21 protein-coding genes are annotated in these 24,021 nt (G+C 65.5%); 9 read left to right on the forward strand and 12 right to left on the reverse strand.

Going from position 1 to position 24,021, the window contains the following annotated elements:
• Positions 1-40: 40 nt before the first annotated feature.
• The 3 genes from QOL82_RS12950 to QOL82_RS12960 all read right to left on the reverse strand — a co-directional run bounded on the left by QOL82_RS12950 (position 41) and on the right by QOL82_RS12960 (position 3,476).
• A complete protein-coding gene (locus tag QOL82_RS12950; protein WP_283442696.1) occupies positions 41-1,795 on the reverse strand; it encodes a long-chain-fatty-acid--CoA ligase in 1,755 nt (584 codons plus the stop codon).
• Positions 1,796-1,896: 101 nt separating this feature from the next.
• Complete coding sequence (locus QOL82_RS12955; RefSeq protein ID WP_283442697.1) at positions 1,897-2,550, reverse strand: alpha/beta fold hydrolase; 654 nt, start codon at positions 2,548-2,550, stop codon at positions 1,897-1,899.
• A complete protein-coding gene (locus QOL82_RS12960) occupies positions 2,547-3,476 on the reverse strand; it encodes an alpha/beta fold hydrolase (protein WP_283442698.1) in 930 nt (309 codons plus the stop codon). Before QOL82_RS12960 ends, QOL82_RS12955 begins: the two co-directional genes overlap by 4 nt.
• A gap of 559 nt (positions 3,477-4,035) precedes the next feature.
• Between QOL82_RS12960 and QOL82_RS12965 the strand changes: the two genes are divergently transcribed.
• From QOL82_RS12965 to QOL82_RS13000, 8 genes are read left to right on the forward strand one after another with little or no spacing between them, the layout of a single operon-like run.
• Positions 4,036-5,475 (forward strand): SLC13 family permease, encoded by a 1,440-nt coding sequence (locus QOL82_RS12965; protein ID WP_283442699.1) that lies wholly within the window; start codon positions 4,036-4,038, stop codon positions 5,473-5,475.
• Between the two features lie 34 nt (positions 5,476-5,509).
• Entirely contained in the window at positions 5,510-7,177 is a 1,668-nt protein-coding gene (mdcA, locus tag QOL82_RS12970) for a malonate decarboxylase subunit alpha (RefSeq protein WP_283442700.1), read from the forward strand.
• A gap of 8 nt (positions 7,178-7,185) precedes the next feature.
• Complete coding sequence (mdcC, locus tag QOL82_RS12975) at positions 7,186-7,500, forward strand: malonate decarboxylase acyl carrier protein (protein WP_283442701.1); 315 nt, start codon at positions 7,186-7,188, stop codon at positions 7,498-7,500.
• The gene (locus QOL82_RS12980) at positions 7,497-8,396 is read left to right on the forward strand and encodes a biotin-independent malonate decarboxylase subunit beta (protein ID WP_283442702.1); all 900 of its coding nucleotides are present in this window, start codon (positions 7,497-7,499) and stop codon (positions 8,394-8,396) included. The genes mdcC and QOL82_RS12980 overlap by 4 nt, the downstream gene beginning before the upstream one ends.
• Positions 8,393-9,106 carry a biotin-independent malonate decarboxylase subunit gamma gene (gene mdcE, locus QOL82_RS12985; RefSeq protein ID WP_283442703.1) on the forward strand — a complete coding sequence of 238 codons (714 nt, stop codon included), beginning with the start codon at positions 8,393-8,395 and terminating at the stop codon, positions 9,104-9,106. The genes QOL82_RS12980 and mdcE overlap by 4 nt, the downstream gene beginning before the upstream one ends.
• Positions 9,090-9,773, forward strand: a complete 684-nt coding sequence (gene mdcG, locus QOL82_RS12990; RefSeq protein WP_283442704.1) for a malonate decarboxylase holo-[acyl-carrier-protein] synthase — start codon at positions 9,090-9,092, stop codon at positions 9,771-9,773. The genes mdcE and mdcG overlap by 17 nt, the downstream gene beginning before the upstream one ends.
• Positions 9,761-10,714, forward strand: coding sequence for a triphosphoribosyl-dephospho-CoA synthase MdcB (gene mdcB, locus QOL82_RS12995; protein ID WP_283442705.1), 954 nt, complete (start codon positions 9,761-9,763; stop codon positions 10,712-10,714). The genes mdcG and mdcB overlap by 13 nt, the downstream gene beginning before the upstream one ends.
• 16 nt (positions 10,715-10,730) lie before the next feature.
• Positions 10,731-11,663 carry an ACP S-malonyltransferase gene (locus tag QOL82_RS13000; protein WP_283442706.1) on the forward strand — a complete coding sequence of 311 codons (933 nt, stop codon included), beginning with the start codon at positions 10,731-10,733 and terminating at the stop codon, positions 11,661-11,663.
• Between the two features lie 553 nt (positions 11,664-12,216).
• Here QOL82_RS13000 and QOL82_RS13005 read toward each other — a convergent pair.
• The 5 genes from QOL82_RS13005 to QOL82_RS13025 form a co-directional block, all read right to left on the reverse strand.
• Positions 12,217-13,185, reverse strand: coding sequence for a cyclase family protein (locus QOL82_RS13005; protein WP_283442707.1), 969 nt, complete (start codon positions 13,183-13,185; stop codon positions 12,217-12,219).
• A 161-nt stretch (positions 13,186-13,346) separates the two neighbouring features.
• Positions 13,347-14,483, reverse strand: a complete 1,137-nt coding sequence (locus QOL82_RS13010; protein ID WP_283442848.1) for an ABC transporter permease — start codon at positions 14,481-14,483, stop codon at positions 13,347-13,349.
• Between the two features lie 2 nt (positions 14,484-14,485).
• The gene (locus QOL82_RS13015) at positions 14,486-16,021 is read right to left on the reverse strand and encodes an efflux transporter outer membrane subunit (RefSeq protein WP_283442708.1); all 1,536 of its coding nucleotides are present in this window, start codon (positions 16,019-16,021) and stop codon (positions 14,486-14,488) included.
• Positions 16,018-17,112, reverse strand: a complete 1,095-nt coding sequence (locus tag QOL82_RS13020; RefSeq protein WP_283442709.1) for an HlyD family secretion protein — start codon at positions 17,110-17,112, stop codon at positions 16,018-16,020. Before QOL82_RS13020 ends, QOL82_RS13015 begins: the two co-directional genes overlap by 4 nt.
• On the reverse strand, positions 17,109-17,804 hold the full coding sequence (locus QOL82_RS13025) for an ABC transporter ATP-binding protein (protein WP_283442710.1): 696 nt from the start codon (positions 17,802-17,804) through the stop codon (positions 17,109-17,111). Before QOL82_RS13025 ends, QOL82_RS13020 begins: the two co-directional genes overlap by 4 nt.
• A 311-nt stretch (positions 17,805-18,115) precedes the next feature.
• On the opposite strand from QOL82_RS13025, the gene QOL82_RS13030 reads away from it, so the two are divergent.
• A complete protein-coding gene (locus QOL82_RS13030) occupies positions 18,116-18,499 on the forward strand; it encodes a c-type cytochrome (protein WP_283442711.1) in 384 nt (127 codons plus the stop codon).
• Between the two features lie 132 nt (positions 18,500-18,631).
• Here the strand turns inward: QOL82_RS13030 and QOL82_RS13035 are convergent, their stop codons facing one another.
• The 4 genes from QOL82_RS13035 to QOL82_RS13050 all read right to left on the reverse strand — a co-directional run bounded on the left by QOL82_RS13035 (position 18,632) and on the right by QOL82_RS13050 (position 24,007).
• Positions 18,632-19,975: an amidohydrolase gene (locus QOL82_RS13035; RefSeq protein ID WP_283442712.1), complete on the reverse strand. Its 1,344-nt coding sequence runs from the start codon at positions 19,973-19,975 to the stop codon at positions 18,632-18,634.
• 174 nt (positions 19,976-20,149) lie between these two features.
• Entirely contained in the window at positions 20,150-21,340 is a 1,191-nt protein-coding gene (locus QOL82_RS13040; protein WP_283442713.1) for a mandelate racemase/muconate lactonizing enzyme family protein, read from the reverse strand.
• Positions 21,341-21,362: 22 nt separating this feature from the next.
• Complete coding sequence (locus QOL82_RS13045; protein WP_283442714.1) at positions 21,363-23,021, reverse strand: GMC family oxidoreductase; 1,659 nt, start codon at positions 23,019-23,021, stop codon at positions 21,363-21,365.
• A complete protein-coding gene (locus QOL82_RS13050; protein WP_283442715.1) occupies positions 23,018-24,007 on the reverse strand; it encodes an ABC transporter substrate-binding protein in 990 nt (329 codons plus the stop codon). The genes QOL82_RS13045 and QOL82_RS13050 overlap by 4 nt, the downstream gene beginning before the upstream one ends.
• Between the last annotated feature and the right edge of the window lie 14 nt (positions 24,008-24,021).

Consider the following 24,021-nt stretch of genomic DNA (forward strand, 5'->3'; position numbering starts at 1 on the left):
GGTTTTCTCCGGGTTTGGGTGGTTGATGGACGTTCAGCCGCTATGCGTCCGATGACACGTTCGTGGCAATGGCGAGGTAACGGTCGAGCTGGTCGCGCACGGCCTTCTTGTTGTACTTGCCGACGCTGGTCTTGGGTATGTCGCGGGTGATGGCGACCAGTCTGGGCAGCATCCAGCGCGTGATCTTGCCGGTGGCGACGCCATGCTCGACCAGGAAGTCGATCACGTCCTGCGCGCAGGCCTGGTGGCCCGGACGCAGGCTGACCAGCGCCAGCGGCTTTTCGCCCCAGACCGGGTCAGGCACGCCGACCACCATGGCCTCGGACACGAAGTCGGCCATCGAGATCAGGTTTTCCAGCAGCACGGTCGGCACCATCTCGGCGCCGCTGCGTATTACGTCCTTGAGCCGGTCGGCGATGACGATATAGCCGTCGGCGTCGATCTTCGCGATGTCGCCGGTATGGAACCAGCCGCCCTGCCAGGCTTCGGCGCTGCGCTCGGGCTCGCGGAAATACCGCTCGGTGACCCATGGCCCGCGTATCAGGATCTCGCCCACGGTCCGGTCGTCATGCGGCACCGGCTGGCCCTCCTCGTCGACCACCCGCACTTCCAGGCCGGGCACCGGCAGGCCGGTCTTGACCATCACTTCGTCCAGCCGCTGGCGCTCCCAGCCGACCATGTGCTTCTTGACGAAGGAAACGATGGTGGTCGGCGCGGTCTCGGTCATGCCATAGCCCGAACTGACGCGAAAGCCCGGCATCATCCTTTCCAGCTTGGTCTTCAGCCCCAGCGGCAGCGCGCCGCCGCCGACGCCGATGCGCTCCAGGCTGCTCAGGTCGTATTTCGGCAGGTCTTCGTATTCGAGCAGCATCGCGGCCACGGTCGGCACGATGCCGACGCTGGTGACCTTTTCGCGCTCCACCAGTTCGCAGAATCCCTGCACAGTGAAAGCGCCGGGCAGCACGATCTTCTGTGCGCTGAACACATGAAGGAAGGGCGCGCCCCAGCCATGGATATGGAACATCGGCGTGTTCAGCAGCGGCACCGCGTTCTCGCCCGGCTTGACGCCGAGGCCGGCGGCGATATCGTGGCCGGGAATGTTGGTGATGCCCGGCATCGCCATGATGTGCAGCGTCATCAGGTAGAGCTGGCGGTGGGTGAAGGTTGCGCCCTTGGGCTGGCCGGTGGTGCCGGTGGTGTAGCACAGCGTGGCGTTGGTGTCCTCGTGCAGGTAGGGCCAGTCAAACTCATCCGGCTGGTCGGCCAGCAGGCTTTCGTACGACACCATGCCGGCGATGCGGGTGTCCGGCAGGCCGGGACGGTCGGACATGTAGACGAAGGTCTCCACCGTGTCCTTGATGCGGTCGTAGATCGCCTCCAGCAGCGGCAGCACCGTGTCGTCCACGAAGATGACCTTGTCCTGCGCATGGTTGATGGTATAGATCACGTGCTCGGGCGCGAGCCGCACGTTGATCGGGTGCAGCGTCGCGCCGATGCAGGGCACCGCGTAATACAGTTCCAGGTGGCGATGGGTATTGAGCGCCATCGTGCCGATGCGGTCGCCCGGCTCGCCGGGGCTGCCGGCCTTCACGCCCAGCGTCGCCTGCAGCGCATGGGCGAGCTGCGACGTGCGCCGATGCCACTGCTTCCAGGTGAAGCGCGCATAGTCGCCGCTCAGGTGGTTGCGGTAGACCACGCCGACCTGGTCCGGATACAGGCTGACCGGCCGCTTCATGAAAGTGGTCAGCAGCAGCGGGTAATGGGTGCTGAACTCCGGGTATGTCCTGGCTTCCATGCTGTCTCCTTTTGTCCTGGCGCCGCTGGATCGGGTCGGGCCGTGGCATGCCGCGATGCCCTTCTATGCGCGAAGTGATTCGATATGCCGCTGGGTTGAATTCAGGACGGCGGGGTTGCGTAATCCTGCAGCGCTTCGTCGACGCCGATGCGTTCGAGCGACAGCAGGTCCATCGTTGCCTGCAGCCACTCCGGCACCTCGCGGGTGCAGACGGCGATCGGCCGCTCCAGGTCCGAGTTCTGGGCCGCCAGCATCGCGTAATTGCTCGCATATTCGGGCGGACGCGCGTCAGTCGCCAGGTCGGCGATCGCATACGGGTCGGGCGGCCCGCGCCAGGTGGCGTCGACCACCGGGATGTAGGGATTCTTTGCCGGCGTGCCGCCGCCCGCCAGACCGGGGCCGTCCAGCAGGATCATGCCGCGCACCTGCCGCGGGCGGGCGCCGGCCAGCAGCAGGCCGACGTAGGCGCCCAGGTCGCGGCCAGCCACGGTGGCCGCGCCGAGATGCGCGAGCGCGCTGTCGGCGTCAGCCATCAGGAACTCGCAGCTGTAGCCCCCGCCCGGCGGTATGTCGGATGCGCCATGCCCGGTGAAGTCGAGCGCATGGACCGGTCCGGGCCAGCCTGCGAAAGGCAGCGGCAGCGTCGCCGGCGAATGTTCGCCCAGGCCGTGCAGCAGCAGCAGCGGATGGCCCGCGCCGTCGCTGAGCTTGTGCAGCGCCAGCCTGACGCGGTTGTGATAAATGAATTCGGTCATCTGCGCAGGAAGTCGACGATCAGCGCTGCGGTTTCGCGGGGCCGCTCGATATGGATGAAATGCCCGGTGTCCTGCATCACCTCGACCTGGGTCGACGGCGGGAAGTAGGGCGCCAGCTTGTCCGGGTTCGCATCCCAGCCCATCGGTTCGCGCAGCGTGCCGAACAGCGCCAGCATCGGCACCGGAAAGCCCGGCAGCCTGTCCGTCATCCAGCGCGATCGGAACGGGCCGAAACCGCCGGGCCGCAATGCCGGGTCGATTTTCCAGCGCCAGCCTTCGGCATCGTGCTGCGCGCCCCTGGTCACCAGGTAGCACAGCCATTCATGCGACAGCCGCGGGTTCATCTTCGCCCGGCGGCGCGCAAGGTCTTCCAGCGTGCCCGGCTTGCGGACGCGGCCCGCCACGCTGCGCCGGTCGTCGAGCCAGTCGGTGATGATGTCGGCCGTCATCGACTTGCGCTCATGCATCGCGCTGTCCGGGTGCGGGCTGCGGAAGGGCAGGCCGTCGATGGAGACGAAGCGGGTGAAGCGGTGCGGCAGCGCCTGTATCGTGTGCACCAGCAGCGAGCCGCCCTTGCTGTGGCCGACAGCGACCATGGGCGCGCGCGTGATCGAATCGGCCACGGCCAGCATGTCCCGCTCGTCCGCTACCCAGCTGTACAGCGCCGCATGTTCCGAGTCGCCGTGGCCGCGCTGGTCGTAGGACACGACCCGGTAGCCGGCGTCGGCCAGCAGCGGCGCGAAGACGTCGAAGGTGCGCGCGAAGTCGAATGCGCCATGCACCAGCAGCAGCGGCGGCGCGTCGATCGCGCCCCATTCGTAGACTGCCAGCGCAATGCCGCTGGCGTGGACTGTACGCTGGCGGTCTGGTGGACGGGCCAGCGGATAGGCGCTGAACCTGAGGGCGTCGGGGTCGATGGCGCTCATCCGCGTTGCGCCATGGGTGGATGCATGGGCGCATCGACACCTGCGTCTCGCAGGGCGTCGGGAGTAAAAAAACATTCATTCAGTTCTGGCATGCTGTCTCGTCGCCGGTCATGGCCTGGGCTTGTTGTATTTTTATCTTACCAGTTGTTCCAGCCGGGTGTAACAGGACAGCTGGCGAGGGCGGGTTCCCAACCCGCCGTCCTGCCGCCGCATTGCTGGCGCGGCATCAGCGCTTGTCGCGCTTCCGATATTTACTCTGACAGTAAACGTTCGCTCCTGCGCTTAATTGATTTCGTTTTGCGGCACGGATAAGGTGGGTCATCAAAAAAATAACGATCGCCATTGCGCAACCCCCATTAAAAGGAGACAGCCATGCCCGTGGACACACTTGAGAATTCCTTGTCGTTACGCTCCCTGCACCCATCGGCGCCGCGCGAATGAACGCGCCCATTGCATCGTCGTAAAACCTGTTCGCACTGGAAACAATCCGTGTTCTAGCGCGTCGCCCGGCATCGGGTGACGGGCGCAGTGCCAGCGCTGCTTTTCGAAGGAGAGAATCGTGTCTTCCCATATGATTTCAATTTATGCGCTGGTGGCAATGTTTATCATTGCCACCATCCTGCCCATCAACATGGGTGTTCTCGCGTTTGTCGGCGCGTTCCTGGTAGGCACGCTGGTTGCCGGCATGCAGACGAAGGGAATCATGGCCGGGTTTCCTGCCGAGCTCTTCCTCACGCTCGTCGGCATTACGTTTCTATTTGCGCAGGCCCAGAACAACGGCACGATCGACGGCCTGGTGCGGCTTGCGCTGCGCGCGGTCGGGGGACGTGTCGCGGCGATTCCGTGGATCATGTTCGGCATCGCGGCCATGCTGACCGCGGTCGGCGCGGTCAGTCCCGCAGCCGTTGCCATCATTGCCCCGATCGCCCTTGGCTTCGCAGCCAAGCATGGCATCAATCCCTTGATGATGGGCCTGCTGGTGATACACGGCGCGCAAGCCGGCGGCTTCTCGCCGATCAGTATCTATGGCGGCATCACCAACAAGATCGTCCAGCAGGCCGGCTTGCCGCTGAGCCCGCTGACAACCGCCTTTGCCAGCTTCGGCGTCAACTTTGCCGTGGCGCTCCTGCTGTTTTTCCTGTTCGGCGGCTTCCGCCTGATGCGGCCTGCAAGGACCGTGCCGCGGCACACCGGCGCAGGACTGGCGATGGCGGCGTTTGCGATGCCCAAGGTCGTGCCGGCCCAGGCGCAGCGGATTGTCAACGACGCAGAAGGCGAAGCGCTGACCGAAGAAACACCGGCCATGGCGCGTTCGGCGCAAGTCGACCCCGCTACCGGCGGAAGCACCGGTGGCGGTGCCGCTGCCGCGGCCGCCACGCCGGCCGCGGATGCTTCAGTGTCCGACAATTTGAACGTCCATCAACTGGCCACCATTGCGGGACTCATCGCGCTTGCGATCCTGACGCTCGTCTACAAGCTCGATATCGGCTTTGTCGCCATCACCATCGGCCTGGTGCTCTCGATGATGGCGCCCAACGTCCAGAAACGCGCCATCTCGCAGGTATCCTGGCCCGAAATCATGCTGATCGTCGGCGTCAGCACCTACGTCGGCGTGATGGAAAAGATGGGGACGATTTCCTTTGTCGGGAACAGCGTGGCCGGCCTGACCTCGCCGATGGTGGCAGCGCTGCTGCTGTGCTTCGTCGGCGCCGTGGTGTCGGCATTTGCTTCGTCGACGGCCGTGCTCGGCTCACTGATTCCCCTGGCCGTGCCATTCCTGCAGCAAGGCACGGGCGTCGATGCGATCGGCTTTATCGCCGCGATGGCCGTGTCCTCCACCATTGTCGATGTCAGCCCATTCTCCACCAACGGGGCCCTGGTGCTGGCGAATGCGCAAGGCGTGGATCGCGATGTCTTCCTGCGCCAGCTGATGATTTATGGCGCCATCGTCACCGTCGCGGCCCCGGTCCTTGTGTGGCTGCTGTTCATCGTGCTTTGAGCGATGCGTCTGTCAATCTTTGTGGAGAATAAAAATGGGCGGACCTGACCGCGTCTGGAATCACCAGCAAAGCAATCGCCGCGCGCGTCTCGAACGGGCAGGGGAGGCGCTGGGGACGGCGCTCTCCGGCAAGATCCTGCCGGCGAACCGGATCGCCGATCTGCTGCACCAGGTCATCGAGTGCGGCGACCGCGTCTGCCTGGAAGGCAATAACCAGAAGCAGGCGAATTTCCTGGGGAAAGCGCTGGCGCAGCTCGATCCGGCGCGCATCAACGGCCTGCACATGCTGCTGTCGGTGATTGCGTTGCCGGAGCACCTGGACGTCTTTGAAAAAGGCGTTGCGTCCCGCCTCGACTTTTCCTTTTCCGGACCGCAGGCGGCAAGGCTGGCCCGGCTGGTCATGGCCGGGCAACTGAATATCGGCGCGATCCACACTTACCTTGAGCTGTTTGGCCGGTACTTCGTCGACCTGACGCCGCGTGTGTCGCTGATCGCGGCGGAGGCGGCGGATCGGGCAGGCAATCTCTATACGGGTCCGAACACCGAGGACACCCCGGCCATCGTGGAGGCGACCGCATTCAAGAGCGGCATCGTGATTGCACAGGTCAACCGGATCGTCGATACCCTGCCGCGCGTCGACGTGCCGGCGGACTGGGTGGATTTCGTGGTCCAGTCGCCCGCGCCCTATTACATCGAGCCCCTGTTCACGCGCGACCCTGCGCAGATTTCGGAGGTCCAGGTGCTGATGGCGATGATGGCGATCAAGGGCATTTACGCAGAATACGAGATCAATCGCCTGAATCACGGCATTGGCTTCGATACTGCGGCGATCGAACTGATCCTGCCGACGTATGCGCAGAGCCTGGGCCTCAGGGGCAAGATTGCCAGGCACTGGGCCCTGAATCCGCATCCGGCGCTGATCCCGGCGATCGAGGCCGGCTTCGTCGAGTCCGTGCACTCGTTCGGTTCCGAGCTCGGCATGGAAGACTACATCCGCGCGCGGCCGGATATCTTCTTTGTCGGTCCCGACGGCTCGATGCGCAGCAACCGGGCCTTTTGCCAGGCCGCCGGGCACTATGCCTGCGACATGTTCATCGGCTCCACGCTGCAAATCGACCTGCAGGGCAATTCGTCGACCGCCACCCTGGGCCGCATTTCCGGTTTCGGCGGCGCTCCCAACATGGGCGCGGATGCGCGCGGCCGGCGCCACGACAGCCCGGCCTGGCTGAAAGCGGGACGGCAGGCGGACGAAGGCAGGAACGTCATGCCGCGCGGGCGCAAGCTGGTCGTGCAGATGGTGGAGACGTTCCGCGAACATATGGCGCCCGCGTTCGTCGAAACGCTCGATGCATGGCAGGTGGCCGAGCAGGCGGGCATGGCCATTCCGCCGGTGATGATTTACGGCGATGATGTCACGCATATCCTGACCGAGGAAGGCATCGCCAACCTGCTGCTGTGCCGCACCCCCGAGGAGCGGGAGCAGGCGATCCGGGGCGTTGCCGGCTATTCCCCGGTGGGCATGGCGCGGGACAGGCGCATGGTCGAAAACCTGCGCGACCGCAAGGTCATCCTTCGTGCAGAAGACCTGGGGATCGACAAGCGCCTCGCCACCCGCGACCTGCTCGCCGCGAGGAACATGAAGGACCTGGTGCGCGCATCCGGCGGCTTGTACGACCCGCCCAAACGATTCAGAAACTGGTAGGAGCCGATATGGAAACACTACACTTTCGCTTTGAGGACGGGACACGGCGGATCGCGGCGCCTCCCCAGCTGGTAGGCGTCGTCGGCTCCGGCAATCTCGAGGTGCTGATCGAACCCGTGCCGCTCGGCGGCGCCTGCGAAATCGACGTGAAGACCGCGGCCGTGGGTTTCGAGGCGACGTGGCAGGCCGTGATGGCGGATTTTCACGCACGCTGGCAACTGGCGGATACCCGCATCGCCATCAACGACATGGGCGCCACGCCGGCGGTGGTCAGCCTGCGGCTTGATCAGGCGGTGGAAACGATGACGGGAGGCACCCCATGAGCAGCTACCTTGAATTGACGGCGCGCGAACGCATCCGGCGCCTGTTCGACGAAGGCACCTTCAGGGAATTCATGCCGCCGGCGGAACGCGTCATCAGCCCGCATCTGGCCCAGCTGGACCTGGCGGTGTCCTTCGACGACGGCGTGATCGTCGGCCGCGGCACGATGGACGGCAGGCCGGTGTTCGGCGCTGCGCAGGAAGGCGGCTTCCTGGGCGGCGCGGTCGGGGAAGTGCATGGGGCCAAGCTGGTCGGCCTGCTGCAGCGGGCGGTCGACGAGCAGGCATACGGCGTGCTGCTGCTGGTGGAATCAGGCGGCGTGCGCCTGCATGAAGCCAACGCCGGCCTGATCGCCGTTTCGGAAGTGATGCGGGCCATCCTCGATACGCGCGCCGCCGGCATTCCTGTGGTGGCTCTCATCGGCGGCGCCAACGGCTGCTTTGGCGGAATGGGCATCGCCGCGCGATGCACGAACGCGATCGTGATGTCCGAGGAAGGCCGCCTCGGGATGTCCGGCCCGGAAGTCATTGAAACGACCCACGGCGTCGAGGAATTCGATTCCCGCGATCGCGCCCTGGTCTGGCGCACTACCGGCGGCAAGCATCGCTATCTGCTGGGGGACTGCCAGGCCCTGGTGGCGGACGACATTGCGGCATTCCGGCAGGCAGCGATGCAGGCGCTGTCCGCGAGCCGCCAGCGTACCATCGGGCTGACGCTGCCTGACCTCGAAGCGGAACAGGCGACGCTGGAACGTCGCCTGCACGACCACGGCGGCGAAAGCGAGCCGCTGCAGATATGGCGGCGGCTCGGGTTTGCCGAGCCGCACACGATCCCGATGCTGGAAGCGGACGAGTTCGTTCGTCTCGCCGCCGGACATCGCGCAGGAGAAGAACAATGAACTGGCACACCCTGGCTTCACAGCTTTTTCCCGGCGGACATGACATCGTCGAGCAGGACAATTTTCTTTCAGGCACCGGGACGGTCGATGGCAGGCCGGTTGCGGTCATCGGCACGACCGACCACACGCCCATCGGCATCGAGATCGCCCTGGCACAGGCCAGAGCAGTACTGCAGACCGTGCGCGCATTCCCGCGGCGGCCGATCCTGATCCTGGTCGACACGCAGGGACAGCGCTTGCGTCACCGTGACGAAATGCTGGGCATTAACAGCTATATGGCGCACCTGGGCAAATGCATAGACCTGGCGCGCCGCGAGGGCCACGCGGTCATCGGGCTTGTGTACGACCAGGCCTTGTCGGGCGGCTTCATCACGAGCGGCCTGATCGCGGATGCCTGCTACGCGCTTCCGGATGCGACCATCCGTGTCATGGGACTGCCGGCCATGGCGCGCATCACCAAGGTGCCGGAAGCAACCCTGGTCGAACTGGCGAAATCCAACCCGGTCTTTGCGCCGGGCCCGGTCAATTACTGGCGCATGGGCGGCATCCAGGAAATCTGGAAGGACGAACTGGCGCAGGCGCTGTCCGCTGCGCTGGCAAATGTCGACGCCAGCGACCGGCGCAGGGAACTTGGCCTGGCGCGGGGCGGGCGCAAGTTTGCGCAGCCGGTGGCGGAAGCGGTCAGGAGGCAGCATGCTGGCCCGGCATGACCTGGTCTGGCTTTGCGACGACGGGTGGCGGCATGTGCGCCGGACGGCGCCTGACTCGCTGGCGCAGCAGGCAATGGACCAGTGGCGCGGCGCCGACTGGCCTGCCACGGTGCGCAGGCAGGACACCGGCTGCAGCCCCGGCGAAGTGTGCCTTGGGATCACGCTGCCGCGCGACAGCGCGGCCGGCGCCCGCACCCGTGTCTCGCTACGCTGCCTGCAGGCGCACATCCGGCGCGCCATCCGGCCGCTTCGCCTGGACGCTGCGGATGCCGCGATATTTCCGCAATGGGCGCGGGCCTGGCAGGCATGGCGAAGCGTCGTCGAAGAGGCGGGGCTCGACGTTCGGGTCTACGGTTCACTGGCCATGGAAGTGCTGACTGGCCGGCCTTATCTCACCGACAGATCCGACATCGATCTCCTGTTCTTCCCGGCCAGCCCCGAACAGCTGCGCGCCGGCGCTGCGCTTTTTGCCGGTTGCCCTGGCGGCCTGCCGCTGGATGGCGAAATCATCTTTCCGTCGGGCCGGGCCGTTGCATGGAAGGAGTGGTGTCAAACGGCCTTGCAGGATAGCCGCAACAGGGTGCTGGTGAAGCAGATCGACGGAGTGCGCCTGTGCTCCGTGGCCGAATTGCAGGCCGAACTCGGGGAGGCTGCATGCGTCAGCTGAGCATAAGCGCGCCGCGCCGCGATACGGCGTACTTCCTGGACAGGCCGACGCACTGGCGCACCATCCTCTGGAACAGGCGGGAAGACATCAAGTTCTGCAGGCTGGTCGGCCGGCTGGCAGTGCGCAGCCTGTACGCCGAGCTGGCGCTCTATCCCAAGCCTGGCCTGGTGTCGATGGTCGACAATGGCAGCCATGACGACATGGACGCACGCACCTTCCTGCGCAGCCTGTTTGCGCTGCGCCATTATTTTGTCCGCATCGCGATCGCCGGCCTGCATGATGCGCCGTTCGGCATGCTCAAGCGGCTGGGTATCGACGCGGAAGCGCGGATGATGCAGGCCACTTCCGGAATCAACACCCACCGGGGCGCGATCTTTTGCCTGGGCATACTGTGCGCCGCGCTCGGTCGTTGCCGGGCGCAGCGCACGCCGCCGTCGCCCCAGGCCATACGCGCCATCCTGCTGACGCAATGGGGGCAAGCGCTGGATGACCATACCAGGGGCGGACCGCCAGGCACGCATGGCCGATGCGTGGCGGAGGCGCATGCCGTCAGCGGCGCGCGCGAGGAAGTCGCGCTGGGATTGCCATCAGTGTTCGAGATCGCGCTGCCGGCGCTGCAGCGCACGCTGGATGCGGGCCGCGGCGGGCGAGCGGCCCGTGTCGACGCCTTTTTCGCACTGATGGCGCACATCAATGACACCAATGTCTACCACCGCGGCGGCGCAGCGGGCGCGCACACCGTCAGGACGTCCGCCCGGGCGTTCCTCGACGCCGGCGGCACTGCGCACCCGGGCTGGGAGCAGACGGCGCTCGGGTGCCATCGCTTGTTCATGGAACGGCGCCTGTCCCCCGGCGGGGCGGCGGACCTGCTGGCCGCCACCTGGCTCGTGCACCAGGCCACCACGGGCCTGGCAACGCCGGCGCTGGTCCAGGAAACATGACTCGACCGGGTCGCCGATGAGCACGCGCCTTGCCATACTATGCCCTGGCCAGGGCGGGCAGCATCCGGCGATGTTCGATCTTGCCCGCACCGACCCGCAAGCCAGCGCGCTGCTGGACAATTGCCTGTCCGTGGCCCGGCTCGGCATCCCGCTCCAGGAAATTTTGGCGGACAACGACCTCCTGTTTTCCAACCGCATGGCGCAGCCGTTGATCGTCGCGGCAGCGATGGCGACGTGGGAAGCCATCCGCCACGACGTCCCCGCCCCGGCCTTGGTGGCCGGCTACAGCATCGGCGAAGTGGCGGCCTACGGCGTCGCCGGCGCGCTTGCCGCTGTCGATACAGTCGCATTGGCCGTATCGCGCGCGCGCCTGATGGACGGCTGCATGAAGACCATGCCGGAACAGGCGCTCGTGGCCATTTCCGGCCTTTCCTACCGCGCAGCCGCTCCCGTGCTGCAGCAGTGCGGCTTCCACCTGGCGATTGCGACTGGCGAGGACACATTCATCGCCGGCGGTTCTGCCCGGCTGCTGGTGGAACTGCAGCGCCTGATCCCCGGGTCCGGCGGACATCTGACCGTTCTCCCGGTGGCGGTCGCCTCCCATACCCCCTGCATGGCGCCTGCCGTGGCGCCGTTCGCCGAGGCGCTCGGGCGTCATCGCCTGGCCGATCCGGCGATCCCGGTCCTGTCGGGCATTTCAGCAGAACAGGTCTTCAGGGCCGACAAGGCGATTTCGCATCTGTCACGCCAGATCGCGGAACCGATACGCTGGGCAGACTGCATGGATGCCTGCGCGGAAGCGGGCGTGACCGTGGCGCTTGAACTCGGCCCGGGCGCCGCGTTGTCACGCATGCTGCATGCAAGGCATCCTCAAATCGAATGTCGGGCAGTCGCCGAGTTCCGCTCGATAGGCGGCGTCAAGACCTGGCTGACCCGCCATTTCGATTAGTCGTCCGCTGAAGCCCCCTGCGGACATTCGTCCTGCCTATATGTGATATTGCCATTTGGAATTGGCCTTCTGCCGGGTCGACCTCATCTCTCCTGTAGCGAGCAAGAGACCGCGTCGGCTAATGGCGAGGGTGGGGAACCGAGTGATGCTGCTCCGGACCCCCGCTTTCCTGTTTCCCCCGGAAATGCCGGACCTTGTCCGCGCTTCATCCGCTCGGGGCATGCCAGCCGACCGTTGTCCGATGCGATCGCGCGTAACCCGGATGACAGGAATGACGAAATGCTGAAATTAATGACTTTAATCGCCGACCATTTGATGACGGCTGCCAGGAACAGGGCAGAGCGCGCAATGGCCAGTGTCACACCGCAGCCCGTTTGCCAGGACGATATCTATCGTTCCAACCTGGGCGGCTGGAACTAGACCCGTCCGGCCGCTGGCCGCCATCGGCCGGATCACGGCCGATGGCGACAACGGTCACGGCTGGACCCCGGCGCCTGCAGCATGAAGCGACGCTACCTGCTTCAGTTCCGGCCAGGACCGTTACCGGCATTTCCTATCTGATGGCAATGGGATTGATGATTGCCTGCACGGCGCCGGTTATCCTCGAAGGGCCGAGAGTGAAAAACGACTCCCACGCCTTGTCTTTCACCATCGCTTCGGTATTCATGTTCTCGAGGATGTAGATGCCGTTCTGCGCGAGCAGGATCTGGTGGACTTCGAATGCGCCTGCGTTGGGTTCCCCCGGCAGCACTTCGACCGCCCAGTTGTCGGCGCCCACCATCGCAACGCCCAGGGAAGCGAGATAGCGGGCGCCGTCGACGCCGAGTCCAGGCTCACCCTTGTTGAATCTATCGTTGTCCTTCCCTATCAATGCCGACCAGCCCGTATAGAAGAGAACCACGTCGCCCTTCTCGATCGCCTTGACGCCCTGCCGCTTCATCGCACCTTCGATTTCGCGACGGTTGAATGGCGTCCCTTCTTTCACCGGGTTCGCGTTGAAATAGCTTGCCATGTCCAGCAGCACTGCGCGGGTGGCGATCGGCGGCACCTTTTCCATTCCGAGCTTCTGCAGGCCGTCCGGCTTGGCAAAGTCGGCGCCCTTGTTGCAGTTGTAATAGACGCCATCGATGCCCAGGTGGCCGAGGCCGTCCAGCTGTGAGCCGATGCCTACCCATCCATTGATGATGTCGTCGTTATAGGTCGTCTTGCTCGGTCCGATGGGGCCTTTCTCCTGTCCTGGCTGGACCACCTTGATCTCGAATGTACGGGGCGCGTAGGCGGGGGTATTCTTGTTTGTCTCTATCCCCAACGCATAACTTTTACCCTGCTTGATCAGCCTGCTTGCCCTTCGTGTTTTCTCCGGGGTGATGTGGTTCAAATTGCCCGCCTGGTCCTCCGGACCGAATCTGGAAGGGAAGCACGACTGCTGGGATTGCTGACCGTAAGCCGGCATCGACGCCGCAGCGGCAAGAAAAGCCGCGACGGGTACCGCCGTTTTTATTAGATGTCCGAGTGCGTTCATCCTGTCTCCTTTGCGTTTTGGGCGTCTCATGGCGAATAGCCAGCTAAGCCTAACCCGCGCGGACGGGCCATTGTGAAATTGTGAATTTTCTTTGAGACGCAGCAAGCAGGGCCGGATTTCGTACTCCCTTTATCGCTTTCGCTTCATCCGCAGGCGAAGGGCTAGCCGCGGAAGATGTCGAATGGCTCGATCCTGAGCACCTTGCGGATGCCGATGTAGCTCGATATGCCCGCGATCCGGATCACCATGCCGAGCGCGAGTCCGAGATTGCCGAACGTGATCAGGGACGCATAATCGGGCAGCCGCATCTTGGCCACGAAGATCAGCGCGGTGCACAGCCCCACGCCGATTCCATACCCGGTGAGCGCGGTGAAGACCGCCTGGAACAGGATCATCGACACCAGCTCGCTTCCCTTCGCGCCGATCGCCTTGAGCGCGCCGAACTTTTCAAGATTTTCCAGGATGAAGGTGTAGAAGGTTTGCCCCGAGATGGACAGGCCGACGATGAAGCTGATGACCGTCATCAGCAGGATGTTGGTGCCGATGCCGGTCTGGTACTTGTAGAAGTCGCTGATTTTCCGGATGAACTCTTCCCTGGTCAATGCCAGGTAGCCCAGTCGGGCGACTTCGCGCTTCACGGCGGCTATTGCCGCCTCGTTCTTCGGCTCGACCAGGATGTAGGAGGTCGTGTACCGGGTCGACGGTATGTACTGGATCGCGCGGCTACGGGTCGTATAGAGCGTGGGCACGCCGAACAGGCCGCCCGAGGACACCTTTGCGATGCCGACGATATGGCCGCGATGGTCATTCAGCTCGAACTCGGTGCCGATGCCCGGGCTGCCCAGCTTCCTGAATTCGGCGTCGTGCACGACGATGAAGCCGTTCTCCGCATAGATGTCCTGGATATTCCCCTGTTCCAGCAAGGGTCGGCCGAACAGCGTGGCGTCGTCGAGGCCGATCACGCTCACTGCCTGGTAAGCGCCACTGCGCAGCTTGACCAGCGCGCCGCCCGAATAGAGCGGCACCGCGTAGCGGACGCCGGGTATGCTGCGCACGCCATCGAGCAGGTAGTCGGGCAACGGAATCGTGTTTGCCACCGTGTTCACGGCCGGGTCCATGATCCAGACGCTGGCGCCGATATTGGTCACCGTCGCGGAAGAACGGCCAAGTATGCCCGCGAAGATCGATGTCATCTGCACCATCAGGAACACCGCGAACGTAATGCCGACCAGCAGCGCGGAAAACTTGCCCCGGTCGTTCGTCAGCAGCTTGTAGGCAATGCGCAGCGTGCCCGGCAACGTCATTCCCGGCCCTCCTTCGGCTCGACGCCGCTGACGGCATGGGCGGGCGCGCTCTGCCATCCGCCGCCCAGCGCAATGAACAGGGCGGTCGTGTCCTGGTAGCGCTGCGCAAGCGCCTGCAGCTGGCCGATCTGCGCGCGGTAAAACTGCGTGTCCGCGGTCAGCACGTCGAGGTAATTCACCAGCCCCGCCTGGAAATTCGCCTGCACCAGTTCGAGCGCCCGCCGCGCGCTTTCCAGCGCCTCGTCCTGCGCCTGCAGCGCCTGGGCGTCATGCCCGAGCGCGGTGAGGACATCGGCCACTTGCGCAAAGGCATCCAGCACGGCCTGGCGATAATCCTCCATCGACTTCCGATACCCCTCGACCGCGGCCTGCCGCCGATGCAGCAGGCTTCCGCCATGGAACAGCGGCATGCTGGCCGACGGTCCTAGCTGCCAGAATGCCGCATCGCCGGCGCCCAGGCCGCCCACGGTATTGCTGTTCCTGCCGTAGCTTCCATCGAGACGGAAGCTCGGAAACATCGCGGCGGCGGCGATGCCGATATTGGCGCTGGCCAGTTGCAGCAGCGCTTCCGCTTCCAGGATGTCCGGGCGCTGGCGCACCAGCTCCGAAGGCAGGCTCAGCGGCAGGTCGCGCGGCAGGACCAGCGTTTCGATCTCCACCGTGGCCGGCTGCCATTCGGCCGGCAGCTTCCCGCTCAGCGACGCAAGCAGATGCGCCGCCTGGTCGGCCTTCTGGCGCAGCGGCGGAATGGCCGCCTGGCTGGACGCAAGCTGGCTGGCGATGCCCAGCACGCTCGCAGGCACGGCGCCGGCGGACGCCTGTGCCTGCGCGATCGCCAGCTGTTCCTTCTGGCGCAGGACCAGCGTCTCGGTGGCCCGGATCTGCGCCTGGTAGCCGGCCCGGGCAATCAGCGCATTGACCACGTTGCCCGTCAGCGTCAGGTAGGCGGCAAGCGCCGCATGGCGCTGGTAGTCGGCTTGCGCCGCGAGCGCCTCGACGGTGCGGCGCTCTCCGCCGAAGACATCGAGCGCGTAACTGACCGTTGCGCTGAGCGTGAAGAGATTGAACAGGCCGCCCGCGCCGCCGACGCCAAGGCGCAGCGGCGATGCTCGCTGCCTGACTGCGGAGAAGCCGGCGTCGACCGACGGGTAGAACACGCCATGGCCGGCGCGGAGGTTTTCCTGGCTCTGCCGCAGGCTTGCCTGCGCCGACTGCAGCGTCGCGTTATTGGCGATTGCCTGCCCGACTGTCGCGTCCATCTCCGCCGAACCGAACATGCGCCACCAGTTTGCCGGGACCGCATCGCCCGGATGGAAGGTCTGGCTCCCATGCCGGGCGGCGACTGCCGCAGTTGGCATTCCGCCGGCGGCATAGCTGCCGACCGCGGGTGCCGCCGGCCGCCTGAAGTCGGGGCCGGCCGCGCATCCGGCCAGCACGAGCAGCGCGGCAGCGAGGCAGGCCCGGCCAGCGGGCCTTTGCGCCCCCGGTCCGGCGTCGGCCGGCATCGTCGTCTGCGCATCCATGGCTGTCATGGCGGCGTCTTCTGGCCGACGTACACATCCACCAGCTGGCCCGGATAGATCCTGATGCGATCCGTCTGCGGGAAGCGGAAGATGATGGGCAGCACGCGCAGGTCGACGCGTTCCTGGCGCTGGTCCGACAATGCAATCTTCGGCGACACATAGGGCTGCACCCGGACGAATTCCAGCGGTATCCGCGTGTCGGTGCCGCGGATCGACATTTGCGCGGCAATCCTGTCGGCAGGCGGCAGGCGGCTGATCAGGATCTCGTCGATATAGCAGCGCACGCTGAAATAATCCTGCTTCCCGCCCATCGTGATCGCCGGCGTCGCCGCCTGCGTATAGGTGCCGTAGAGACCCTGCGGCGACACATAGCTTCCGACCGCGGTGTTGACGGACAACACGACGCCATCGACCGGGGCCTTGACCGTGTATTTCTGGAGCAGCGCGTTCGCGCCTTCATAGCCGCTGGCCGTGGCGTCGGCCTGGCGCTGCGCATTGTCGATGTCGTAGCGCCACGCGCCCGCTTTGGTCAGCGCATACTGCCGGCGCGCGACTTCAAGGCTGGCCGCGGCCGTGTTCAGCGCATTGCGCGCATTGTCGATCGCTTCCCGGCTGACCGAGCGCGGCTCGATGTCATACGAGCGCTTCTGCTTGTCGTACTGGTTCTGCGACGCTTTCAGGCTGGCGGCGGCCAGCTGCACCTGCGCCTGTGCCACCGCCAGGGTTTCCTTGCGCGGCTGCGCCTTCAGTGCCTGCAACGACGCCAGCGCGGCTTCCGCCTGCGCCTTCGGCTGCCCGACGGCGGCCCGCTGCACCGTGTCGTCGATTCTCAGCAGCGGCATTCCGGCCTGGACCGACTCGCCCTCGTGGACAGTAAGCTCGACCACCGTGCCGGACACCTCCGGGTAGATATTGATGTTCTGGCCGCTCGCCTGGTAACTCTCGACGATGCCATTTGCATAGATGCCCTTTTCATAGGGGTTCGAGGCCGGCGTGAACACGGGCGGCTGGGCCGTGGACTTCGCGCTGAACAGGTAGGCGCTGGCCAGCCCGAGCAGCAGCCCGATTGCCGACAGGATGAAGATCAGCCGGTTTCTCATCGGACTTTTCCTTCGACGCCGGCGATCTTCCCATCCTCCATGTGAAGGATGCGGTCGGCATATTCGAATATCCGCGCATCGTGGGTGACGATCAGGATGCAGCGATGCGCATTGAGTATCTGCCCGCGCACGAACAGGATGATTTTCCTGCCGGTGTCGCCATCGAGCGAGGCGGTGGGCTCATCGAGCACCAAAATGTCCGGCTGGCTGATCATTGCCCGCGCAATCGCTACCCGCTGCTGTTCCCCGCCGCTCAACTTGACCGGCGGCAGCTCGGCCCGTTCCCTGAGCCCGACGATCTCCAGGTACCTGCCGGCCTCGGCCATGGCATCCGGCCATTTGTGCTTCTGCAGGATCAGCGGGATGGCGACATTTTCAGCGGTGCTCAGGCGCGGGAACAGGTGGTAATCCTGGAAGACGAAGCCGATGTTGGCGAGCCGGAAGTCGGCCAGCGCATCCTTGTCCAGCTGCCAGATATCCTTGCCTTTCACGATAACGTGACCCCGATCCGGGCGCAGGATGCCCGAGACGATGCTCAGCAGCGTCGTCTTTCCGCTGCCCGATGGGCCGACGATATAAAGGATCTCGCCGAAATACGCATCCAGGTTGGTGTCATCGACGGCTGTCGTCCTTGCCGGACCTTCGCCAAACCATTTCACCAGGTTGCGCGCGCTGATTGCGAGAGCGGCCATGCAAGCCAGCCTTTCCAGGTATCAGTGTCGGCCCGGCTGCTTCGGAGCGCTGCTGCCGACCGTTATAGTCTCGGCGAGCGAAACGCCCCGGCCCCTGACTTAGGTCAAATTTGATGAATTTGCCGGATATCACAATCGGGTCAGGATGCGGCCGCGACGGCTCGCATGGCCTGCATGCCGGCGCTGTCATTGTCGAAGGTAAACCCGGCCGATTGGAAAGCCGGCGCTTGGAACGGGCATGGACCGGATGGATTTCCAGAGGCCGCTGCTGATGCCCTGTTCGTCCCGTTTCCCCAACTCGCGAGGCGCAAGTGAAAACATTCCTGCAGGGCCTTATTTCGTTATCGGCAATCGTCCTTGTCCAGGCTGCGGTAGCCGATGCGAAGCTGGATGAACAGATGACGCAGCTTGCCTACAGCAACGGCTGCACGATGTGCCATAGCCTGAAGTCGGTCCCGGCCGGACCGGCGGGCATGGAACCGATTGCGCCTTCCTGGCAGGACATCGCCGAACACTACCGCGGCAACCCGAACGCAAGGGAAACGCTGCTGAAGGTGGTGATGGGCGGGGGTACGGTGTATGGCAACCACTGGGAAAACAAGGTCAGCGGAACCGTGATGCCGCCCAATGCGATATTGATCAAGGAAGCGGATGCCAGAAAACTGGTCGCCTGGATTCTCGGCGTAAAGAAATAAGGGACCGTCACCTGGACGGGTGACAGTCCCAGGCGGAAAAGCGCCTCGCTCAGGACTGCTTGCGAGTGCTAGTCATGACAGGCATCTTGCGCCGGCGCGGCAGGATGCAGCCTGCCGGCGTCAATGCCAGCGTCAGCGGCTTGCGCCGGCGTGAAGGTAATCGGTCGCCAGCGAGGCCATGGTCCTGACGCCGGTGACCAGCGCCGCCTCGTCGACGAAGAAGCCCGGGTTATGGTTCGGCGCGGCCGTGGCCATGTCCTGCGACGGCGGCGTCACGCCGAGGAATACGAACACGCCCGGCACTTCCTTGGCGAAGAAGGAAAAGTCCTCGGCGCCGCCGACCAGCGGCGTCTGCACCACGTCATTGTTGGCGGCCCAGCGCAGCGTCGGCAGCATCTTTTCAGTCAATGCCGGGTCGTTGATCGTGGGGTCGTACTTTTCCAGGATGGTGACTTCCGCCTTCGCATTGCCGCTCTCGGCGATCTTCTCGATTTTCTGGCGCACGTCGGCATGCAGTTTTTTCCGCACGTCATAGTCGTACGAACGGATCGTGCCGGCCATCTCGACGAATTCCGGGATGATGTTGTAGCGGGTGCCGCCGTTGATGGTGCCGATGCTGACCACCGATGGCGTGGACGAGATATTGGTGCGGCGGCTGATGATGGTCTGCAGGCCGACGATGGTCTCGGCGCTGACCGTGATCGGGTCGATGCCGTTCCACGGGCTGCCGGCATGGGTCTGCTTGCCGATGATCTTGATGCGCAGGTCGTCCGAGCTTGCCAGCGTCGGACCGGCGCGGTAGGCGATGCGGCCGGCGGGCAGGCCGGCCCATGAATGCAGGCCGAAAACCGCGTCGGGCTTGGGCGACTTCATCGCGCCTTCCTGCACCATCATCTTCGCGCCCCAGATGTTTTTTCCATCCGGAATGAAGTCGCCAGGACCTTCCTCGGCCGGCTGGAAGTAGAACACCACCGTGCCCGGCAGCCGCTCGCGCATCGATGCCAGGATCTTCGCCGTTGCCATCAGGATCGCGGTATGCGTGTCATGGCCGCAGGCATGCATCAGGTCGACTTCCTTGCCCAGGTATTTTCCCTTCGCCTTCGAGGCGAATGGCAGGTCCGCGGTTTCCTTGACCGGCAATGCATCCATGTCGGCGCGCAGCGCGACGGTAGGCCCTGGCAACGCGCCCTTGAGGACGCCGACCACGCCGGTCCGCGCGACGCCGGTCCTGACTTCGATGCCCAGGCTGCGCAGGTGGTCGGCGACCAGCTTGGACGTGCGCGTCTCGCTATTGCCGAGTTCCGGGTGCGCGTGGATGTCGCGCCGCCATGCCAGCAGCATGGACTCGGTCTGTTTGGTCAGCTGCGCGATTTCGGTGCGGGCGGCTTCCGCCGGCGTGCCGGTCTGGGCGCTGGCGATCGAGGCGCTGGCCATCAGGGCAGCGATCAGGCTTATGCGTAAAGCATAGTTTTGCATCTGTGAATCTCCAAGGGTACTGCTTGCGTGAGTAGGTTCGCGGGCCTGGCCAGCCGGGTCGCCGCAGGGTGGCACTCTCCGGCTGGCGGCCGCGGGGAATTGTACTGGACGCTCCCCGCTTCGGTGGCCCGATAAAGACGGGCCGTACGCGGCCTGTCACGCTAGCGGCGGAGATCAGTCATGCCGGCGCAGGTATTCGCGCACCACGTCCATGTCGGGCGCGGCGCCCAGCCCGGCGCCGTCGGTCAGGGTGTACGCGCCATCCCGCAGCGCCGGCATCGGCGTCGCCAGCAGCGTGCGCAGCGGGTTCGGGTTGGAGTCGACCTCCACGTAGCCGGGGCCGCCGGCCGCGGCCTTCAGGTGAATCGAGGCGATTAAACCGATGCCGCCGCCCAGCCAGTGCGGGCAGAAAAGGCGTCCATGGAAAAGCGCTTCCCGCGCCACCGGCAGGCAGCCGGAGAAGCCGCCCCATTTGCCCAGGTCGGGCTGGATCACGGCAAAGGCGCCGCTGGCGATGGCCTCCGAGAACATCGCCGCGCCGCGCATGTTTTCACCGGCGGCCAGCGGAAGGGCGATTGCCTTCGCCAGCGCCTGCCACTCGGCCATCGACGCGTCGGCGGCGATCGGTTCTTCTAGCCATGCCGGGTTGAATTCCGCCAGCCGGCGGCTCATGGCGACGGCTTCCGGCGGTGTCCATGCCTGGTTGGCGTCCACCATCAGCGGCGCCTGCGCGCCGAGCAGCGCGCGCAGCGACGCCATGTTGGCGAGGTCGCGCTCGACGCCGAAGCCGACCTTGAGCTTGAAGGCGCGGAAGCCTTCCGCGCGCATCGCGGCGGCGAGTTCCTCGGGCCGCGTCGGGCTCAGGCCGGACGCGTAGGCCGGCACGCGCGGGCTCGCGTCGCGCCGACCCAGCAGCTGCCATAGCGGCTGGCCGGCACGGCGCGCCGCCAGGTCCCACAGCGCGATGTCGGCGCCGGCAATGGCCTGCGCCATGGTGCCCGGCTCGCCGCTCTGTATCCCCAGCACGTGCAGCCGGCGGCTCAGCAGCTCGAAGGCCTGCTGCGGATGGTCCCATTCCTGTTCGAGCAGTATCGGCGCGACGCAGGACGCCAGCACGCGGGCCCGGTGCTCGGCGCCGACGCCGGGGAAGTTGCACCATATTTCCCCCCAGCCCACCATGCCGTCGCGATCCTCGATGCGCACCAGCACGGCTGGCCGGTCATACATGATGCCGAACGAGGTCTGCACCGGGGTCTCGACCGGCGCGCGCAGCACGATGGCCTCTACCTTGGCCAGCCTGAGCGGCGACGGCGCCGGTCCACCCGGCTGCCTGCTGACGATGTTTTCACTGCCTTGGACAGCCATTGCCGATTCCTTGAAACTGTTCTTAATGGGTTGCTTCCAGCGGCTGGCGGCGCATGTCGGCGGCAAGGCCCGACAGCACCAGCGCCGCGCCTTTCTCACCGATCATGATGGCCGCTGCGTTCGTATTGGCCGAGACCATGTCCGGCATCACCGAGGCGTCGATCACCCGCAGCCTCTCCACGCCGCGCACCCGCAGCGACGGGTCGACCACGGATTGCGGGTCGCTGCCCATGCGGCAGGTGCCGACCGGGTGGAACACCGTGCCGCCGGCCTGCTGCGCGAACCGGAGCAGGTCTGCGCGGCTGCTGCTGGCCGCGCCTGGCAGCACCTCGGCGTCGACCAGGCCGCGGAAGGCGTCCTGCCGGTAGATGTCGCGCAGCATGTCGATGCCTGCGCTCAGCACGTCGCGGTCCAGCTGCTCGGACAGGTAATGGGTCTCGATGCGCGGCGGCGCCAGCGGGTCGGTCGAGCGGATCTGCAGCCGGCCGCGCGACGCGGGCCGGCACTGGCAGGCCGAGGCGGTGAAGCCGGGGTAGTCGTGCAGCGGCGTGCCCGGCTTGTCGACCGACAGCGGCATCACGTTGAACTGGATGTCGGCGCGGCCGTCGCGCGCATGCTCAGTGCAGGCAAAGCCGCCGACCTGGCCGGCGCCGACGGTGAGCGGGCCGGAACGGCGGAACAGCCATTCCAATCCCATCGATGCGAGCCGCAGCGGATTGCGCACGTCATTGTTGAGCGACAGCTTCTTCTTCAGCCGGACGATGGTGCGCGCCTGGTAATGGTCCTTCAGGTTCTCGCCGACTTCCGGCGCATCCACCACCACCGGGATGCCATGCTGCCGCAGCAACGAGGCCGGGCCAACGCCCGACAGCTGCAGCAGTTGCGGCGACTGGATGGCGCCGGCGGACAGGATGACTTCGCGTCCGGCGAGCGTGCGGTGCACCGCATCGCCGAGCCGCCATTCGACGCCGGTCGCAATGCCGCCATCGAACAGCACGCGGCTGGTATGGGCGCCGGTGACGACCGTCAGGTTGGGCCGGTGCTGCGCCGGGCGCAGGAAGGCGACCGCGGCGCTGGAGCGCCAGCCGTTCTTCAGCGTCAGCTGGTAGGCGCCGACGCCGTACTCGGTCGCGCCGTTGAAGTCCGGGTTGAAGGGCAGGCCGTACTGCTGGCCGGCTTCCAGCCAGGCGCGGCAGTACGGATGGTCGTTGCGCAGGTCGGACACGCCGAGTTCGCCGCCGCCGCCATGGTATTCGTTCGCGCCGCCGCTGTAGCATTCCGAGCGCCGGAAGAAGGGCAGCACCGAGCGGTAGTCCCAGCCAGCCGCGCCCTGTTTCGCCCAGTCGTCGTAGTCCGCATGCTGGCCGCGGATATACAGCAGGCCATTGATCGAGCTGGACCCGCCGAGCACCCGGCCGCGCGGCCAGACGATGGCGCGGCCATCCGTGCCTTCGCACGGCTCGGTGTCGAACAGGCGGGAAAAGCGCGTGTCGTATATGGTCTTGAAGTAACCCACCGGCAGGTGCAGCCAGAAATTGCGATTGCCGTTGCCGGCCTCCAGCAGCAGGACCTGCGTCGCCGGGTCGGCCGACAGCCGATTGGCCAGCACGCAGCCGGCCGAGCCGGCGCCGACGATGATGTAGTCGTAGGCGCGCGCCGGCGCGCCGCTGGCGCCGCTCATGCCTTCACCGTGTCCAGGTAAAGTTTCGGATCGAAGTACTGGCTGGCCGGCAGCGCATTCGGGATGCTGGCGAAGCCGCTGAAGAAGTCGGTCACCTGCTGCAGCCACTTGGTGACCGTGCCGTCCGCATACATCTTCGACCATTCAGCCGACGTGAACATCTTCTGCGCGCCGAGCTGTTCCTTCAGGTCGGCCAGCGGGACGTCCTTGTAGTAGTTCTTTTGCAGCGTGTCGAGCGACTGTTCCGGCTGCTTGATCATCACGTCGTTGGCCACCGCCCATACCTTGACGATGCGCGCCAGCACCTCGCGGTTCTTGTCGTAGAACTCGTTGCGCGCCGCCCAGCCGCCGACGATGGCCGTCTTCGGATAGTAGGCGGATGCATCGACCAGCATCTTCGCCGTCGGCACGCGGCTGCGCACCGAGACATTGAACGGCACCCACAGCGCCACCGCCGGCACGGCCTTGGAGATGAAGGCCGTCACCGCGTCGGGCATGCGCTGGTTCACCAGCTGGACTTCCTTCGGGTCGACGCCGTTGGCCCGCAGCGCATTGTCGAGGAAGACGTGGGCGGTGGTGCCGGTCGTGGTCGACACCTTCTTGCCCTTGAGGTCGGCGATCTTCTCGATGCCCATGTCCGGGTGCACCCATAGCTGCGCGGTGGCGAACTCGACGTCGTTGATCAGGAACACCTTGCCCTGGCCGCGCGCCGGGAAGTTGGACAGCACCGCGCCGGTGGTCAGCACGTCGATGCTGCCGCCGCTCATGGCCTGGAACAGTTCGAGCCCGGTCTGGAACTTGATGAACTCCATGTCCAGCCCTTCCTTCTTCCACAGGCCCATCGAGTCGGCCAGCCACATCTGGCCATCGACCGCCAGCGTGTGCAGGTAGCCGACGCGGACCTTGGTCGACTGGGAAAATGCCAGCGGCTGGGTGGCCGCCAGTGCGGAGCCGGCGGCGAGATGCAGGAAGGTGCGGCGCTTCATGGTGTTGTCTCCTT

The organism is Noviherbaspirillum suwonense (genome assembly GCF_900182955.1).
Lineage (GTDB): Bacteria > Pseudomonadota > Gammaproteobacteria > Burkholderiales > Burkholderiaceae_D > Noviherbaspirillum_A > Noviherbaspirillum_A suwonense.

Bases quoted from the DNA above. Each gene is read 5' to 3' on its own strand.
- QOL82_RS12950 (WP_283442696.1), bottom strand. From the start codon at position 1,795: ATGGAAGCCAGGACATACCCGGAGTTCAGCACCCATTACCCGCTGCTG.
- QOL82_RS12955 (WP_283442697.1), bottom strand. From the start codon at position 2,550: ATGACCGAATTCATTTATCACAACCGCGTCAGGCTGGCGCTGCACAAG.
- QOL82_RS12960 (WP_283442698.1), bottom strand. From the start codon at position 3,476: ATGAGCGCCATCGACCCCGACGCCCTCAGGTTCAGCGCCTATCCGCTG.
- mdcA (WP_283442700.1), top strand. From the start codon at position 5,510: ATGGGCGGACCTGACCGCGTCTGGAATCACCAGCAAAGCAATCGCCGC.
- mdcC (WP_283442701.1), top strand. From the start codon at position 7,186: ATGGAAACACTACACTTTCGCTTTGAGGACGGGACACGGCGGATCGCG.
- QOL82_RS12980 (WP_283442702.1), top strand. From the start codon at position 7,497: ATGAGCAGCTACCTTGAATTGACGGCGCGCGAACGCATCCGGCGCCTG.
- mdcE (WP_283442703.1), top strand. From the start codon at position 8,393: ATGAACTGGCACACCCTGGCTTCACAGCTTTTTCCCGGCGGACATGAC.
- mdcG (WP_283442704.1), top strand. From the start codon at position 9,090: ATGCTGGCCCGGCATGACCTGGTCTGGCTTTGCGACGACGGGTGGCGG.
- mdcB (WP_283442705.1), top strand. From the start codon at position 9,761: ATGCGTCAGCTGAGCATAAGCGCGCCGCGCCGCGATACGGCGTACTTC.
- QOL82_RS13000 (WP_283442706.1), top strand. From the start codon at position 10,731: ATGAGCACGCGCCTTGCCATACTATGCCCTGGCCAGGGCGGGCAGCAT.
- QOL82_RS13005 (WP_283442707.1), bottom strand. From the start codon at position 13,185: ATGAACGCACTCGGACATCTAATAAAAACGGCGGTACCCGTCGCGGCT.
- QOL82_RS13015 (WP_283442708.1), bottom strand. From the start codon at position 16,021: ATGACAGCCATGGATGCGCAGACGACGATGCCGGCCGACGCCGGACCG.
- QOL82_RS13020 (WP_283442709.1), bottom strand. From the start codon at position 17,112: ATGAGAAACCGGCTGATCTTCATCCTGTCGGCAATCGGGCTGCTGCTC.
- QOL82_RS13025 (WP_283442710.1), bottom strand. From the start codon at position 17,804: ATGGCCGCTCTCGCAATCAGCGCGCGCAACCTGGTGAAATGGTTTGGC.
- QOL82_RS13035 (WP_283442712.1), bottom strand. From the start codon at position 19,975: ATGCAAAACTATGCTTTACGCATAAGCCTGATCGCTGCCCTGATGGCC.
- QOL82_RS13040 (WP_283442713.1), bottom strand. From the start codon at position 21,340: ATGGCTGTCCAAGGCAGTGAAAACATCGTCAGCAGGCAGCCGGGTGGA.
- QOL82_RS13045 (WP_283442714.1), bottom strand. From the start codon at position 23,021: ATGAGCGGCGCCAGCGGCGCGCCGGCGCGCGCCTACGACTACATCATC.
- QOL82_RS13050 (WP_283442715.1), bottom strand. From the start codon at position 24,007: ATGAAGCGCCGCACCTTCCTGCATCTCGCCGCCGGCTCCGCACTGGCG.